The following is a 14,851-nucleotide window of genomic DNA, read 5'->3' as shown; positions in this document are numbered from 1 at the left end:
CGCCACCACTGAACCAACACTTCAGGCGCGAAACACCGCTTCCACCATGTTGTCCAACTTTTCCTTCACACCACGCCAGTTCGGCATGTGCCTGTCCAAGGCCCTGTAGAACTTTGGGCTGTGATTGTGGTGAAGTAAATGACACAGCTCGTGCAGCAGAACGTAGTCAATGCACTCGCGCGGCGCTTTGACCAGCAGAGGGTTCAGCGTAATACGGCCAGAGGGTGAACAGCTTCCCCATTGAACCGTCATGAACTGGAGGCGTGTTGGCGGTAGATGCTTGACCCAGCGCAGCGGCGCGGCCACGGCTGCAAGACGAGCAGCGAACAGATCACGCGCACGCTGGCGGTACCAGTCATCCAGGGCAGTTCTGATCGTGTTCGGGGCGTGCTCCGGCACAGTCACGGTGATGAATGCGCCGCGCATGCGGGCCTCCACCTTGGCCTCGGCGTTGACGATGACACGCAGGCGATAGCGCCGACCCAGGTAATGCAGTGACTCACCGCTCACGTATTCGCGCGGGAGTACGTGGGCCATTCGCGCTTTGGCGGAGCCTACGTGCTGGCTGATCCACCGTGACCGTTTCTTGACGGCCGCCAACACGTCAGCCAAGGGGGCGGTGTCCGGCGCATCCACCAAAACACGGCCATCAGGCTCAACGTGGATCGCGATGCGTTGCACAGTGCGCGATGGCTGGCGACGCACGCTGAAAACAATGACTTCATCGCCGTAGGTCAACCGATGTTGAGAGGTGCGCTCCAGTAACGGCATGCTCAAGACTTGCTAAGACCAACGCGCGTTATCTGAATGACCTGATCTACCACCTGTTTGGCGCTGTCGAGACCCAGAGTGCCGAACAGCAGGGGCAGCAGGCCCTTTCGGATAGCCGCTTCGATGTTCTGCGGGTTGAGCGAGTTTTCAGCCACCGCGTCGCGCACCATGGTGTCCATCGCCATGGCTTGCTGCACCATGTCATCCACGGCCATGGCACTCAAGCCAGCAAAGGCTTCATCGCCCAGCACCAAGCGGATCGCACCAAAGTAGGCCTTGGCGTGCGGCTTTTCCGCCAACACGTCGGGTACGCCCGGTGTTGCGCGGGACACCAGCTTTTGCTCGAAAGACTGAAACAGTGCGTATTGCTTCAGCGGGTGGTCAAACATGGCTTCAGCCTCGGCAATGGCCTGCTTCAGCAGCTCGCCGAACACCTTTTGAGCATAGGGGTCTTCGGCCAGTTCCTGTTCGATGGTCTTGCGCAGGCGCGTGCGGATCATGTCCGTTTCGTTGCGCGTTTTCTCGTCTGACCAATCCTTCGGGTCTTCGGCTTTGCCCAACTGGTGCACCAGATACACACCCTCGGGCTCACGCACTTCGGTGCCAATCACTTGCTTGTCCACCAGCTTACGGATTTGCTCCTCATAGGCGCTGTAATCCACCGTTTCCATGGCATCGCGGCGGGCCGTCTGCCGCAGCTCGGTGAAGAATCGCAGATCGGCTTTGTAACGGGTAATCAAGCCTTCAGAAAAGCTCTTGTCCTCAAAGAAACTGCGGGAAGACAGCGCGGTTTGCAGGCAGAGGCCAAATGCGGTCAAGGCCTCATAAAAGTCATCGCGCAGCTTCTGCCGCTCGTCGTAGTCCTCACCATCTTCACCCTTGACGAACTTGGGGGTCAACAACTGGCGGTACTGTTCGCGGTCGAGCTTGTTCGCCACGGACTTGAAAAACGACCACAGCTTGTCGTGCAAGGCAGGTAGCTGCTTGTACTCGGTGCTGAACTGCTGGTAGAGGCCTTCGAGGTCGCTCACGTCAAAGCCTCCTTGGGTGCGTGTCTCCAGGTCTTGGTAGGCGCGGATGGCGGTGTCCAACTCCTTCAAGATACCTCGGTAGTCCACCAGCACGCCATACCGCTTCGCGTCGTGCAGGCGGTTAACGCGCGCCACCGCCTGAATCAGGTTGTGGCCCTTCATGGGTTTGTCGATGTAGAGCACGGTGTTACGAGGCTCGTCGAACCCGGTCAGTAGCTTGTCCACCACGATCAGCAAGTCGGGGGCGCCGTCCGTGCCAAAGTCCCTGACGATCTGCTTTTCATAAGTCTCCGGGTCATGGCCCCAACTCGACGATCCCGTGGCCATGTTTTGCTTCCACCACTTCTGCACCTCAGGCAGGGTGTCCTCATCCACATCGGAATTGCCTTCGCGCGTGTCGGGGGCCGAGATCACCACTGCGCTGGTGACCAGGCCGGTGTCGTCCAAGGCTTTCTTGTAGCGGATGGCGTCGAGCTTGCTATCCGTGGCCACTTGACCTTTCAGGCCCAGGTCGAGTTGCTTTATGTTCTCGTTGAAGTGGGTGGCGATGTCCCAAGCGATCAACTCGATGCGGTTGGCCGCGCCGTAGATAGCGCCCTTCTTGGCGAATTTCCTTTTCAGGTCGGTGCGTTGCGCATCACTGAGATTAACGGTGATCTTGTCGAACCAGCGGTTGACGGCATCTTCGTTGATGTCGAGTTCGGGCACGCGCTCTTCATACAGCAGCGGGGCCACAGTCTCGTCTTCCACGGCGCGCTGCATGGTGTAGGCATGCACGATGGGTCCGAACTTGTTGGCGGTTTTCTCGTTCTTCAGCAGGGGCGTGCCGGTGAAGGCGATGTAGGCTGCTTTGGGCAGCGCGTTCTTCATGCGCTCGTGCGTCTCGCCGCCATGGCTGCGGTGGCCTTCGTCCACCAGCACGATCAGGTTCGGCGAGTCGTTGCGACACTCCGGCAACTTGGACGCCGTGTTGAACTTGTGCACCAGCGTGAATGAGATGCGCTCCGTGCCGCTTCCGATGCGCTTGGCCAGATCCCGGCCAGACAGGCTGCGGCTCTTCTCGCCCTCCTTCTGCGTGGCAATGCTGGAGCCAAACGCACCGCCCGTCATAAAGTTGCGCGAGAGCTGGCTTTCCAGATCAATGCGGTCGGTCACCACCACCACGCGGCATTCTTTCAAGGCGTCCACCAGTAGCAGCGCCTTGGTCAGGAACACCATGGTGAAGCTCTTGCCAGACCCGGTGGTGTGCCACACCACGCCGCCCTCGCGACCACCGTCTGGTCGCAGCAGGCTGATGCGCGCCAGCAGGGCACGGATGCCAAAGAACTGCTGGTAGCGCGCCACAATCTTGCCCACCTTGCGGTCGAACAGCACGTAGCCGCGCAGGAACTCCAGCAGCCGCGCGGGCGTGAGCAGGCTCACCAGCAAGCGATCCTGGTCGGTGGCCTGCATGGGCGCACTCCACAGCGCATCGAAGTAGGCGGTCAGGTCGGCGGGCTTGCCATCAAACAATGCGGCGTGCGTTGCAGGATTCAGGGCTACGTTCTTAACGGTTTGCATGTGCGTGTCGTCGAATTCCTCTTCACGCCACTTGGCCCAGAACTTCGCGGCCGTGTGCGTGGTGCCGTAGCGCCCCTCGGTCTGGCTGATGGACAGCAGCAACTGGGCATAGCCAAACAGGTTCGGAATTTCGTCGGGCCGCTGGTTGCGCAAATGCTGGCTGATGCCCTCGTTCACCATGGCTTTGGCCGGGTGGCTGCCGCCGCCCGACTCGGGCCGTTTGGCCTCAATCACCACCAGCGGGATGCCGTTGACGTAGCACACCACATCGGGCGTGCGGTGGTGCGTTCCCTGTGCGGCCAGCACCTCCAGCTCTTCGGTCACGTCCCAGCGGTTGGCGGTGGCTTCCGCCCAGTCGATCACGTGGATCGTGGGTTGGTGCTTCTTGCCATCGGGCATGAACTCGGTCACCGTGATGCCCAGCGCCAGTTTGCCGTACAACCGCTCGTTGGCGGGCATCAACCCTTCAGCCAGACTGAGCGCCGACAACTCCCGCACGATCTGGTCGATGCCGCTGGGTGATAGCGGGTACCACTCGCCCTTGTATTCATACCTTCGGGTCTGCAACACCTCGATCAGCCGGGGCTTGAGCAGCACCTCGCGTGTGCTGCCGCGCAAGGCCAAGGCCTGGGCCGTGGTCAGGAAATTCCAGCCCAGGTTGCACAGCAGGTGCAGCGCGGGCAGGTGGGCGCTGTATTGCTCGCGGGAATTGGGCGTGGTGGTCATGCCCGCGCTTTCATTTCGGCTTCGGACAGCTTGACACGGCGCTTGCCGGTCAGCAGTTGGGCCATCAACGCGGATTTCTCGCGCTTGAGTGCCTTCAACTGCTCGGCGATAGCGACAACCTCCCGGCTCGCCGTGTCCAAGATTTCGACAATGTGCTTCTGCTGTGCCAGTGGGGGAATATTGAATGGCCAGTTGAGCCAGTGGTCGGTCTTGAAAATCATCTTTTCAACATGTACGCCAATGCTGGAGTGAAAGCACGTCTGTTGAAAGTACCGTGACTCCGACAGATATCGCAAAAACTGCAGGTCGATCTCACCGTCCGAGTTGAGAACCGCGTATTCATTGGAAACCACCGCACCGTCTAGTTCTGGCGGTACAACGCCGCACGCTCCATGCACGATCTGGCGTTTTGAAATCAGGAAATCACCCGCCTGAACATAAAACTGTGTCGGCGTTTTTACCTCGTTGCCTCGCAAGTTTGCACGCAATTCAACACCACCACGGGAGCGTTTGACAGTCACCAGCGAGTACGACTCCTCGTCCACCAGGACTACGGGGCGGCGCACTTCCCCCAGGTGGTCGCGCAGGTGAATGCGCCGCCAGCCTGAAGGTGTTGCTGGCAAGTTTGGTATGCCCGGCTGCACTGAGGCTGGGAAGCCGCCGTTGTCTGCAGGCGCCAGAGCATCGGGGTTGGCGGAAGGGAGATGCAAGGTGATGCCGATCAGCGCTTGTCTCTGCGTTCGGCTGTTGGCCAGCAACCGCTCCGAGGTGGCTATGGCTTGATCCCAGATGGAGAGAATGCGTGCGATCCGATTCTGTTCGGCAAGTGGCGGTAACAAAACAGGAAATGACTTCAACTGTGAAGAGTTGATGCTTGCCAAGTTGGTACTTCGTTTTGCACAACTAAGAAAGTACACCCGCCCGTACTCGCTCCCCGACAAAGCCGACAAAAACTGCGGATTGACCAACTCATTCCTGGCTCGGACAGAAAAAACGTGGTTCTGATGAAGGCAAGGGTCAATCTCACCGTCCCACACTGCCCCACGCCCTAACTTGTCGAAATCGCCACCCTCGGTCATCAATATGTCGCCCCGCTTTAGCGAGTAGCGTTCAACCTGTAGCCGTTCTACAGCAATGCTCTTGACCTCAGCGAGATCAATAAAACCATCTTGCACATTGGCTACCCGTAGATATGGCAATTCCACCGGATCAAGCAAACCTGTCTTGCCCTTCGCCAATCCAGTTCGTACTTCGGCAACCTCATGAAGGGGGCGACGACCCCAACCTTTAGGCAGCATCGCGCCCTCCCTTCTTCTTCGTCAGCCGTTTTGCTACCTGTCCCAGTTCGGTAAGGGTCTTTTCATCCGTTGAACCCATGCCCAGCATGCGCACGGCATACGCCTCACCGTCGGCCTCTAGCGCCGCGCGTCGTTGAGCAGCAAACTGCTCGTACTCGCCCTGCGCATGGGCCACTGCCTGCTTGTGCGACACCTTGCCAGCGCCCACCAGCACTTGCCGGTCGTTGAAGCTGAGGAAGGCGTCGAGCTTCTCGGCCCAGTCTTTCAGGAAAACCTCTTTGCGGCGCGTGGCCTGGTCTTCGGCAAAGTCCAGCCACATGGTGACGATGCGGTTGAGTTCGCTGATTTCACTCTCGGCCAGGTAGTTCTTGGCCACGCTGACATCGGCCTTTTGCACCTGACCCTTGCGGGTGGTGGTGAGGCCCATGTTGGGCTGGGTATGGTTGGCGCGGGTGCGGATGATTTCAGCCGCTGTCTGGCCGCACACGGCGTAGTGCAGCTTGTTCTGGATGGTGCGGAAGAAGGCGGTGGTTTCCGGCAGCGTGGGGGCATAGTCGGCGGCCAGGGCAAAGATTTCGCGCACACGCAGGTACATGCGGCGCTCGCTGGCGCGGATGTCGCGGATGCGCTCCAGCAGTTCGCCAAAGCGGTCGGGCACCACGGAATCACCCACAGGCGGGTTCTTCAGGCGCTCGTCGTCCAGCGTGAAGCCCTTGAGCAGGTACTCGCCCAGACGCTCGGTGGCCCAACGACGGAACTGGGTGCCACGGGCTGAGCGCACGCGGTAGCCAACGGCCAAAATGGCTTCCAGGCTGTAGTAGTCGATCTGGCGGTTGACCTGCCTAGCGCCCTCCTGGCGAACTATTCGGAATTTCCTAATAGTTGCCTCGGGTTGTATTTCGCCATCGGCAAACAGCGTTTTCAGATGCTCGTTGACGGTGGGTACAGACACCTGAAACAGATCCGCCATAAGCGCTTGCGACAGCCACAGCGAATCATCCACAAACCGGCATTCCACGCGGGTGCGCCCGTCTTCGGTTTCGTACAGCAGGAATTCAGCTCCTGGCACTGGCGTGGATTCACTCATAGCCCAGCTCCTTGAGGTACACGGCCATCTGAGCTTCCAAGCTCACCAACTGAGCCTTGAGCTGTTCGCGCTCCTTGCGCACTGCCATCAGGTCGATTTCAGCCTCTTCCTCGAAGGTGTCCACATAGCGTGGGATGTTGAGGTTGAAGTCGTTCTCGGCGATCTCAGCTGGGGTGGCAAGGTAGGCGTATTTATCAACGCCCTGCCTTGCCTGGGCTGTGCTCAGGATGCGCTGCAGGTCGACTTCCCGTAGGACATTTTGGTTCTTACCTGCCTCATAGTCGCGGCTGGCGTCGATGAACAACACCTTGTCATCCGCCTTGTTCTTGCGAAACACCAGCACAGCGGCTGGGATACCCGTGCCGTAGAAGAGCTTTTCAGGCAGGCCAATCACCACGTCGAGAAGGTTTTCTTCGATCAGCTTCTGGCGGATGCGCCCCTCGGCCGCGCCACGGAAAAGCACGCCGTGCGGAACGACGACGGCCATGCGGCCGGTGCCGGGCTTCATGGTTTCGATCATGTGCAGAATGAATGCGTAGTCTCCCTTGGTGCGCGGCGGTACGCCCCGACGAAAACGGCTGAACTTGTCGGCGTCGGCCCCTTCGAAGCCCCACTTTTCCAGACTGAAAGGCGGGTTGGCCACCACGATGTCGAAGTGCTTGAGGCTGGCTGCGCTGTCGAGCAACTTGGGGTTGCGAATGGTGTCACCCCACTCAATGCGGTGGTTGTCCTCACCATGCAGAAACATGTTCATCTTGGCCAGGGCCCAGGTGCTGCCAATGGCTTCTTGCCCATAGAGCGCGTACTTGCGCGAGCCTGTGTTCTCGCGGATCAGGCGACCACACTTCATCAGCAGCGAGCCGGAGCCACAAGTGGGGTCGCAAATTTCGTCGCCCTCTTGCGGTGCCATCAGGCGCGCCATGAGCGAGGACACCTCGGGTGGGGTGTAGAACTCGCCCGCCTTCTTGCCGCTGGTGGAGGCGAAGTTCTTGATGAGGAATTCGTAGGCATTGCCGATCACATCGAGTTGACCAACGCGGCTGGGGCGCAGGTCAAGTGCAGGCTTGGAGAAGTCTTCCAGCAGGTGGCGCAGGATGTCGTTCTTCTGCTGTTCGTCGCCCAGCTTGTTGGAGTTGAAGCTGATGTCCTGGAACACATCGCGCAGTTTCGTAATGTTGGCTTCCTCGATGGCGTGCAGGGCCTTGTCGATGCGCTCGCCATTGCCGGGGCTGTGCCGCAAAGTGTGCAGTGCGTAGAAGCTGGCGCTGGCGGGCAACACAAAGCGCTCGTTCTTGAGCATTTCCTCGATCAGTTCGGGGTGGTCGCCGTACTGCTTTTTGTAGGCGTCGTAGTGGTCTTGCCAGACGTCCGACACGTATTTCAGGAACAGCATGGTCAGGACAAAGTCCTTGTAGATGCTCGGGTCTACGGTGCCGCGAAAGGTGTCACATGCGGCCCAGACGGCGGCATTGATGTCATCCTGGCTGACCGTTGAGCTTGAAGTGGATACGGTCTGGATGGCGATGTCGTTCATGGTCTTGAATTTCCTGAGATGTTCAACGGGCGGCCTGTGCGGTGTGAGCGAGGCCTTCGGCGAGCGCTTGAAGTTGCCGCTCGCGGTTGTGAATGAGTTGGTGGAGGGCGTGGCGCTCGCTACGCGCGAGGTCGGTCAGGGCAACGATGCGCTGCTGGTCCGCCAGCGATGGCACTGAAAGCGATAGCGATTCCAGCACCGGGCGGCGGATGCTCAGTTGGCTGCTGCCCTCTGCCGCCTGTTGAAGCTGGCGCTGGAATGGTGGCTGATTAATCTGCCACGCCAGGAAGGCTGGCAGCAGAGGTGTTTGTGGGGCAACCTGGAGATGGAAGAAGTGCGGGCTACACACTGCTTGGTTGGGTGGCTCGTCGATGCAGACCGCGTAGAAGCGTGCACCTTTGGAGACAAACAGCACGTCGCCCGCCTTGAGCCAATCCGGCTGCTTTCTACCAGCGAGTGCGGTGCGCGTGACGCCGGACCAAGACACCCCATGTTCGGGGTCAACGTCCTTCATCTGAACAGCCAGGACGTGCGCGTCGGCAGCCTCCTCAATGGAGCCGCGGAAAGGATAGCCACTCTTAACAACGGCCAGCGCCCCTAGGCTTGAAATTATTGCGTCAATCGACATGACGCAAATGTATCAGAACATCTTTTGATTTTCAATAGAAACAGCATCAATGACATTGATGCAAAATTAAATCATAAAAATCTTGCGGAGATGGGGTCCGGGGGTTGAGCAGTCAGCAGCGTGCAAATGTGGTGGGCATGAGAATGCTGGTGCAGCCCGTCTTACCAAGGCGTTGAATCAAGAACACTTGACGTACAGCCTTACAGCCTTCGCCACGACTTCATCAGAACGGGTGGAGACGGGCGAATTGTTCAGAGATTTAAGGTGCCTGGCGAGCGCCAAGGCTGCTCCTTGGTACTGATACGCACGGTGCTCGCCCTTCGGTGCCTTCGCGCGCATGGTGGCGCACATCGGCGACAGGCGAGGTATGTGTTGCTCTTTCGACATTGCCAGCATGGCTGCCACGTTGCGGCAAACCTCCTTGCCGACATTTGCGATGCGATCTTCTAAGGTTGCTTTGCGTACGCGTTTTAATGGCTTCGCCTTCTTGACCTTGGCAGCGGTGGCTAGGGTGCGCTTAGCAACGCGACGCAGTCTCCACTTGTAACTAACCTTCAGATTCAGTTCTTCGATACCCTGCAGCAAGAACAGATCCATGGCATAAGAGCGCCACTTCCCCGTGTCAGGATTTTGGCGCTTGACGACAAGCTGCGAATTGCCATGTGAATCTCGCCACTTGCCATAGCTGGCATCCATGATTTGGAAACGCAGCCCCGCACGCTCGCCCACGAAATGCAGTAGCCGCAGCCACACGGCAGGGTGCAGCTTCATCTCCATGTCCACCGTCATTTTTTCGCGCTTGATCAACTCGCGTAGCGCTTTTTGCACCCAAGCGAGCACGCCCCCCGCTTTCTCATAGGCTGCATCTTGATTGAGTGCAATGACGATCTCTCGGGAGCACCTATCCAGCACCTCGAATTCACGCAGTAAAAAGGCGTTGAAGACCTCGGCTAGCGACCAAGCCGCGGCGTCCCAATCAGTCTCGATTTGGGCCCGCATCAGTTCGTCATCGCGCATATCACACCCTCCTTCTCAGTGTCCTTCAAGACGCCACAGGCGTTGGCGCACTGCACCTCAAATCTTCCGGCAGACGCCCACTGGTCGAAAGCGCCAAGGCATAGAGCATTCATCGTACATCCATATTCATCCATCACTTGCCTCAAACCCCTCATAAACAGGCGCTTTGCAACGATTTTTTCTGTGAATGAGCACCGTTTCATTTTTCTGATGTGAACCACTAGTAGCTTTCGGTAGTGCCACATGTCGTGGCCCCGAGGGCTGTATGGAGTTCACATGATGAGCAATCACACCGCAGCCGCTGCCGCATCCTCGATGGCGGCCGCTTTTTCAACCAATGCTGTAAACACCAATGGCGTGGCAAGCACGCCGGTGGTGCCGAAGTCGCTGCGCTATTTCGACCAACTGCCCGACTCGGCGAATGTCCGACTCCCTGTGGTCATGGCGCTTTTCGGCTGCTCACGCGCGACGGTGTGGCGCCGCGTGAAGGCGGGGCTGTGGCCATCGCCCCTGAAGTTCGGCGGCCGCTTGGCGCTTTGGAACGTGGGCCAGATTCGCAAGCTTCTCAACGAGGGCTGTGGACTTCAAACCTCTTGACGTCCCAGCGCGGTTGACAGAGGCCGCTTTCACTGATGCACGCGTCAACCAAAAACACGAACCGTAATTTGGTTTGTTATGAAATTTTGGTCGAGGGGCGCGGATGGCACGAATGACGTGCCCCGCAGCCAGCGCTGGTGCATCGCGGGCCCTGTTGGCTGCATCGCTGGCATGCGGGAGGTGGTTGGCGTACCACGGCTATGTAGTAATGAACGTACTAATCAACTACTCATAGCACATGGCCAACCGACCTCTTCATGCCAACGCCAACCAACCATTGACATGAAAGAACAAGATATGTGCGATTCAATTGAACTGAGCTTTTCCGTAGGCCACATCGACACCACCAATCACCCCAAGTGCTGGCCCCTGGTGATCAACAGCAAAGCCACTCACGATGGAGAACTACTGAACCGCCGCACTTCGCGCGTGACCGCCAAGTCGCCGCTGACAAAGGCCAAATACGAAATTCGGCCAGAGGTCACGCCGGTGGAAGGCGGTAACTACGCGGTACGGGGCTATACGGTGAGCGTCAACATGCCCGCCGGCACGGTGAACACCAATGCGTTGCTGGACATTCTGGTCTTCATGGCCGCCCTCTGCGCGCGCCGTATGTTGCAGTGCTATCTCTTGGACAACCATTGTCCTTGGGAGGTCGTCAAACAGGTCTCGCTCAGCGAGGCTGCACTCACGAGCGTTGACCTGACGAGCCTGATGCTGGGGTCCGAGAAAGTTTCTGCCGAGGTGATGAAGAAGGATCTTGAGAAGCGTGCAAGTACCTTATTGCTGTCTTCACGCATGCGCCGCGAGAACAGCCTTTCCAAAGTAACGAGCTTCACAGAGGACAACATCTACACCGTCTACGTTCATCACTCGCGTGGTATGCGGCTCAAGGCGTATGTCAAGGATCGCCCCACCTCGAAGTCCTTCTGCGACCTGCCAAAAGATGTTGAGAAGGCGGTCTTCCTGGAAAGCGCGAAATACCTGCGCGTGGAAGCAAAGCTGGGGGCGGCGTGGTTTAGGCAGCACCCGGAGTTTTCATCTCTGCAATCCTGGAAGAACCCGAAGAAGGCACGTGCCATGCAAAAGGCGGTGTTCGTCGAGCTTCGCAACATGCTGGGGCTGGACATGGAGTTTCGCAAGCGTGCGCCGAAGCCTAAGTACGAGGAAAAGCTCACTCCAGCTCAAAAGGAGGTGCTGACAGCCTATCTGAAAGGCGAGGACATCCTGGAACACGAGGCCTTGAAGGGAATGACAAAACAGTACGTGTCGAAGGTGAAGAAGGCGATTTGGGAGAAGCTGCACATTGATGTGGACATTCCGTGGAAGGAGCATGCTCGGATCCCGAAGCTGGAGTGGTTCGAGTACCCCGGCCGTTATGTGCTGCCCAAGCACTTGGCGCATCTGGCGGAGTACGCGTTCGTGCGCGAGACGGTGAACGAGAAGCTGGTGCTTTTGCGCGAGGAGGTTCGTCGCCGTCGCATGCAATCCGAAACCGTCCCAGTACTTGAAACTGTTAACCCGCTGCCGACAGTCCACGCGGTGGCACCCTTGGTCGCCAAAGCCTCACCATGCACGCCGGGGGTGAAAGCATCGGTACCCGTGGCCAAGGTCGCCGCCGAGTGGGTTGCCCGGATGAAGCACAAGCACAATATCGGCACCGGGTTGAAGAAGTAAAGACCGAGCGGGAGACCACGTGGCCGATTCGTACTGACCGAATCGGCCACCTGGTCAAACCACCAAGGGGGCAATGTAGGCATACAAGCTCAGCCACTGTGACCCAGCCCTCGGGGCCAATAAATACTCGCTACTAAGCAAGCGCTGCCAGTTGATTCGCTTCTTCCGCCAAAGTGAACTTGCTCGATACAAGACGCCAGTACTGTGGCGCCTGAATGGTGCCTAATTGCTGGCCGCACTTCTCATGAAGAGCCCGCGTCAACGCGTTCAAAGAGTCATACGTCTGCCCGTCCGCGCACCACGTGAATCGACCACCACCTGCGAATGTGGCGGCTCGATCAAGCGGCGTGGTCATGTTCAAAGCCTTGAATGCCCCCTCAACGACGACGATCTTGTCGTCTAGTTTGAGACGCCCAGCAGACACCAAGAGTGAAACGGTCCTTGCCCTCTTCGCTTTGGCCTGTTTTTTGGCGCTGTCCAATTCCTTGGCTCGTGCCCGAACCTGGTACTCCTCGGCCTGCGATATCGGAATGATCTGGTCGAAGTGCAGCGCCCTCTGACCACCCAGCTCATAAACAGACACCTCGATGCACATGATGTACATGCCCGGAACGCCTTCTTCCACCGCCCCAAATCTGTCGTTGAGCCACAGCACGGTTGTGGTGATCTCTTTGTTAAACTGGCTGGAAATCAGAACGATGCGGGGAATGCGACCCAACTCGATTGTGTCGGGCGCAGACTCCCCGAGAAATTTGAGGAGTTCCGATTGCCAAACTTCCACCTGAATGGATGCGTCTATCTTCTTGCGGTACTCGTACCCGGCTTGAATCAAGTCATCGAACTCAAGAACCGATAGCATTGCCGCGTAGCGTATCGCTTGAAGTTCGGCATGGGCCGCATCGTTATCACGTTTGAACTCGATGACGTAGAGGTTGCGCTCCTTATCAATGGCCAAAATGTCTAAACGACGCAAGCTATCCTGCCAACGACTGAACTCTGTCGCAACAGTCATCAGACCAGGAAGAAATGTTCCGATGTTGGCGGCAACCAAATCGCGAACCTCATTCTCGGTGTACCCGGCCTGCTTGATTGACATCTTGGGCACATCATGCGCCTGTGAAACAGTGTTGTTGGGTAACAGAAAAAAAGTCATGATGCTGAAATCAATGAATGGTCAATCGGGTCAAAGGCGTTCGTAGAGGTCAGCACCGCGATCCATTCTTTCAGACAACTGCTCTAACACCCCCGCGCGAAGTGCGTCATAGATGAAGCTGCCGTAACCATAACTTGCTCGCTCAGAACGCATCAGCGTATGAACGTAGTGACGTAGGCGGGGCAAGCTTGCCCCTTGAATTGCCTCAACTGGACGTTGTTTAACCGCGTCAAGATCTGCATCGGGTTTGAGATCCGCACAGACAAAACCGCAGGCATAAACACCTGTCGTAAAGAGCCCGTACTCAGGCATCTCAGTGAATGACTCCCAGCCCTCTTCAGACAACCCTTCTACCGATTCCACTTCAAAGTATTCAAGAGTCCGCTTGACCAACAGGCGGCACAACTCGCAAAAATGTCGCGCCTGGAACTCGTTCACCACCGAGCGCTTACTGGGCGCGCGCCGCACCACCAATGAGGACGGTAACTGTCTGACTTTGGCGTCCGGCATCGTTTCGCTCATGTCCATAACACCCCCATCGCTTGGATGTCACTGCGTAGCGTAGATAAATACATGTCCGTGCGCTTCTCCATCTTGATGATGGAGGGCTGCTGCACATGAAGTACGTCCGCCAGCATCTTTTGCGATAGCCCCCGAGCTTGGCGCAGCTCGTGCCGCGGCATTTCATTCAACATGGTTTGCGCGAGTTCGGAGGCCTGCGAGCGCGCTTCAGGGCTCATTGCAGCCCGCAATTCAGAAAACCTCTTAGCCATCTATTTCTCCTTCACGGCGAAGCTGCTCAAGATGCTCGCCATACAACCGATCAGCAATCGGCACATCAGCGCCAACATCGCTCATCGCTGGCTGTGTGAGCAGGCCGCGCAACCCGTGGAATCAAGCACGCCCCTTGCCAGCCTTGGGGGAACTCAGTTGCTTGATTTCACTCATGCCCACCAACGAGCGCATCTGCGTGATGGCGATGGCATTCAACTGCGCCAGTCGCGCGGGGGCGGCCAGACCTTGATGAATCAAAACCGCATTGATGCTTTCGAGGTTTGACAGCACCACGAGTTGCTCAAGGGTGGCGGCGTCGCGCATGTTACCGCTCTGGTCTGGGTTGACCTGCCGCCACTGAGCCGCCGTGATGCCGAACATCGCAACGTTGAGCAAGTCAGCTTCGCTGGCGTAGATGATGCCCGTCTGTGTCGGCGCGAGGCGGGGCGGAATCAGCCGCTCCTTGATGGCATCAGTGTGGATCTTGTAATTGACCTTGGCCAAGGTGCGCTGAAAGCTCCACTCCAAGGACGTGGCGCGGGATTCTTCATCCTTGAGGCGTTGGAACTCTTTGATGAGGTAGAGCTTGAACTCCGGGCTGAGCCAAGAGCCGAACTCGAAAGCGATGTCCTTGTGGGCATAGGTTCCGCCATACCGCCCGGCCTTGGCATGTAAGCCGACGGCGCCGGTGGCCTCTATCCATTTCTTCGCCGACAAAAAGAAGCTGTTGCGCCCAGCCTCGTTTTTAATTCCCTCGAATTCGAGGGAATTAAATCCGGGGTTGTTCAGTTGTTCCCACACGCCCAAGAACAGCACGGTGTCCTTGTTCTTCAGCCATTGCTCGATCAGGGCACTGCCGCCGTCGAAGTTCCTCACCATGTCGGTCAGCGAGATGTAGTCCTGCTCGTGACGTGTGGCGATGGTGACTTCCGCACCTTTGACGTTGATGACCCGATTCTTCATGACACTTCCCATTCCGCGGCAAACAGCTCAACTTG

General features: G+C 57.9%; 13 protein-coding genes. 2 read left to right on the top strand and 11 right to left on the bottom strand.

What is annotated here, in order from left to right; genetic code table 11:
* Positions 1 to 21: 21 nt before the first annotated feature.
* The 7 genes from CCX87_RS04480 to CCX87_RS04450 form a co-directional block, all read right to left on the bottom strand.
* On the bottom strand, positions 22 to 771 hold the full coding sequence (locus CCX87_RS04480) for a M48 family metallopeptidase (protein WP_087744109.1): 750 nt from the start codon (positions 769 to 771) through the stop codon (positions 22 to 24).
* A gap of 2 nt (positions 772 to 773) precedes the next feature.
* Entirely contained in the window at positions 774 to 4,088 is a 3,315-nt protein-coding gene (locus CCX87_RS04475) for a type I restriction endonuclease subunit R (protein WP_087744106.1), read from the bottom strand.
* Positions 4,085 to 5,386, bottom strand: a complete 1,302-nt coding sequence (locus CCX87_RS04470; protein ID WP_087744104.1) for a restriction endonuclease subunit S — start codon at positions 5,384 to 5,386, stop codon at positions 4,085 to 4,087. Before CCX87_RS04470 ends, CCX87_RS04475 begins: the two co-directional genes overlap by 4 nt.
* Positions 5,376 to 6,473: a virulence RhuM family protein gene (locus CCX87_RS04465; protein ID WP_087744102.1), complete on the bottom strand. Its 1,098-nt coding sequence runs from the start codon at positions 6,471 to 6,473 to the stop codon at positions 5,376 to 5,378. The genes CCX87_RS04470 and CCX87_RS04465 overlap by 11 nt, the downstream gene beginning before the upstream one ends.
* The gene (locus CCX87_RS04460) at positions 6,466 to 8,007 is read right to left on the bottom strand and encodes a type I restriction-modification system subunit M (RefSeq protein WP_087744100.1); all 1,542 of its coding nucleotides are present in this window, start codon (positions 8,005 to 8,007) and stop codon (positions 6,466 to 6,468) included. Before CCX87_RS04460 ends, CCX87_RS04465 begins: the two co-directional genes overlap by 8 nt.
* A 22-nt stretch (positions 8,008 to 8,029) precedes the next feature.
* Entirely contained in the window at positions 8,030 to 8,635 is a 606-nt protein-coding gene (locus tag CCX87_RS04455; protein WP_087744098.1) for a restriction endonuclease subunit S, read from the bottom strand.
* Positions 8,636 to 8,812: 177 nt separating this feature from the next.
* The gene (locus CCX87_RS04450; RefSeq protein ID WP_087744096.1) at positions 8,813 to 9,652 is read right to left on the bottom strand and encodes a hypothetical protein; all 840 of its coding nucleotides are present in this window, start codon (positions 9,650 to 9,652) and stop codon (positions 8,813 to 8,815) included.
* A 279-nt stretch (positions 9,653 to 9,931) separates the two neighbouring features.
* Between CCX87_RS04450 and CCX87_RS04440 the strand changes: the two genes are divergently transcribed.
* Together CCX87_RS04440 and CCX87_RS04435 are read left to right on the top strand one after the other, a co-directional pair.
* On the top strand, positions 9,932 to 10,249 hold the full coding sequence (locus CCX87_RS04440) for a helix-turn-helix transcriptional regulator (protein WP_335622380.1): 318 nt from the start codon (positions 9,932 to 9,934) through the stop codon (positions 10,247 to 10,249).
* Between the two features lie 282 nt (positions 10,250 to 10,531).
* Complete coding sequence (locus tag CCX87_RS04435) at positions 10,532 to 11,926, top strand: hypothetical protein (protein WP_087744093.1); 1,395 nt, start codon at positions 10,532 to 10,534, stop codon at positions 11,924 to 11,926.
* 133 nt (positions 11,927 to 12,059) lie between these two features.
* Here CCX87_RS04435 and CCX87_RS04430 read toward each other — a convergent pair whose 3' ends face one another.
* From CCX87_RS04430 to CCX87_RS04420, 4 genes are all read right to left on the bottom strand, one after another.
* Positions 12,060 to 13,079: a hypothetical protein gene (locus CCX87_RS04430; RefSeq protein WP_087744091.1), complete on the bottom strand. Its 1,020-nt coding sequence runs from the start codon at positions 13,077 to 13,079 to the stop codon at positions 12,060 to 12,062.
* Between the two features lie 30 nt (positions 13,080 to 13,109).
* On the bottom strand, positions 13,110 to 13,607 hold the full coding sequence (locus tag CCX87_RS21065; protein ID WP_198314816.1) for a hypothetical protein: 498 nt from the start codon (positions 13,605 to 13,607) through the stop codon (positions 13,110 to 13,112).
* Entirely contained in the window at positions 13,598 to 13,852 is a 255-nt protein-coding gene (locus tag CCX87_RS04425; protein WP_232476482.1) for a helix-turn-helix domain-containing protein, read from the bottom strand. Before CCX87_RS04425 ends, CCX87_RS21065 begins: the two co-directional genes overlap by 10 nt.
* Positions 13,853 to 13,973: 121 nt before the next feature.
* Positions 13,974 to 14,816 carry a KilA-N domain-containing protein gene (locus tag CCX87_RS04420; RefSeq protein ID WP_087744089.1) on the bottom strand — a complete coding sequence of 281 codons (843 nt, stop codon included), beginning with the start codon at positions 14,814 to 14,816 and terminating at the stop codon, positions 13,974 to 13,976.
* Positions 14,817 to 14,851 lie beyond the last annotated feature (35 nt).

It is taken from the genome of Acidovorax sp. T1 (assembly GCF_002176815.1).
Classification (GTDB): Bacteria; Pseudomonadota; Gammaproteobacteria; order Burkholderiales; family Burkholderiaceae_C; genus Acidovorax.
The sequence above is the reverse complement of the archived record's forward strand: the minus strand, read 5'-3'. Positions and strand labels throughout refer to the sequence as shown.

Coding starts and splice junctions, on each gene's coding strand:
- CCX87_RS04480 (WP_087744109.1), bottom strand. CDS start 771: ATGCCGTTACTGGAGCGCACCTCTCAACATCGGTTGACCTACGGCGAT.
- CCX87_RS04475 (WP_087744106.1), bottom strand. CDS start 4,088: ATGACCACCACGCCCAATTCCCGCGAGCAATACAGCGCCCACCTGCCC.
- CCX87_RS04470 (WP_087744104.1), bottom strand. CDS start 5,386: ATGCTGCCTAAAGGTTGGGGTCGTCGCCCCCTTCATGAGGTTGCCGAA.
- CCX87_RS04465 (WP_087744102.1), bottom strand. CDS start 6,473: ATGAGTGAATCCACGCCAGTGCCAGGAGCTGAATTCCTGCTGTACGAA.
- CCX87_RS04460 (WP_087744100.1), bottom strand. CDS start 8,007: ATGAACGACATCGCCATCCAGACCGTATCCACTTCAAGCTCAACGGTC.
- CCX87_RS04455 (WP_087744098.1), bottom strand. CDS start 8,635: ATGTCGATTGACGCAATAATTTCAAGCCTAGGGGCGCTGGCCGTTGTT.
- CCX87_RS04450 (WP_087744096.1), bottom strand. CDS start 9,652: ATGCGCGATGACGAACTGATGCGGGCCCAAATCGAGACTGATTGGGAC.
- CCX87_RS04440 (WP_335622380.1), top strand. CDS start 9,932: ATGAGCAATCACACCGCAGCCGCTGCCGCATCCTCGATGGCGGCCGCT.
- CCX87_RS04435 (WP_087744093.1), top strand. CDS start 10,532: ATGAAAGAACAAGATATGTGCGATTCAATTGAACTGAGCTTTTCCGTA.
- CCX87_RS04430 (WP_087744091.1), bottom strand. CDS start 13,079: ATGACTTTTTTTCTGTTACCCAACAACACTGTTTCACAGGCGCATGAT.
- CCX87_RS21065 (WP_198314816.1), bottom strand. CDS start 13,607: ATGGACATGAGCGAAACGATGCCGGACGCCAAAGTCAGACAGTTACCG.
- CCX87_RS04425 (WP_232476482.1), bottom strand. CDS start 13,852: ATGGCTAAGAGGTTTTCTGAATTGCGGGCTGCAATGAGCCCTGAAGCG.
- CCX87_RS04420 (WP_087744089.1), bottom strand. CDS start 14,816: ATGAAGAATCGGGTCATCAACGTCAAAGGTGCGGAAGTCACCATCGCC.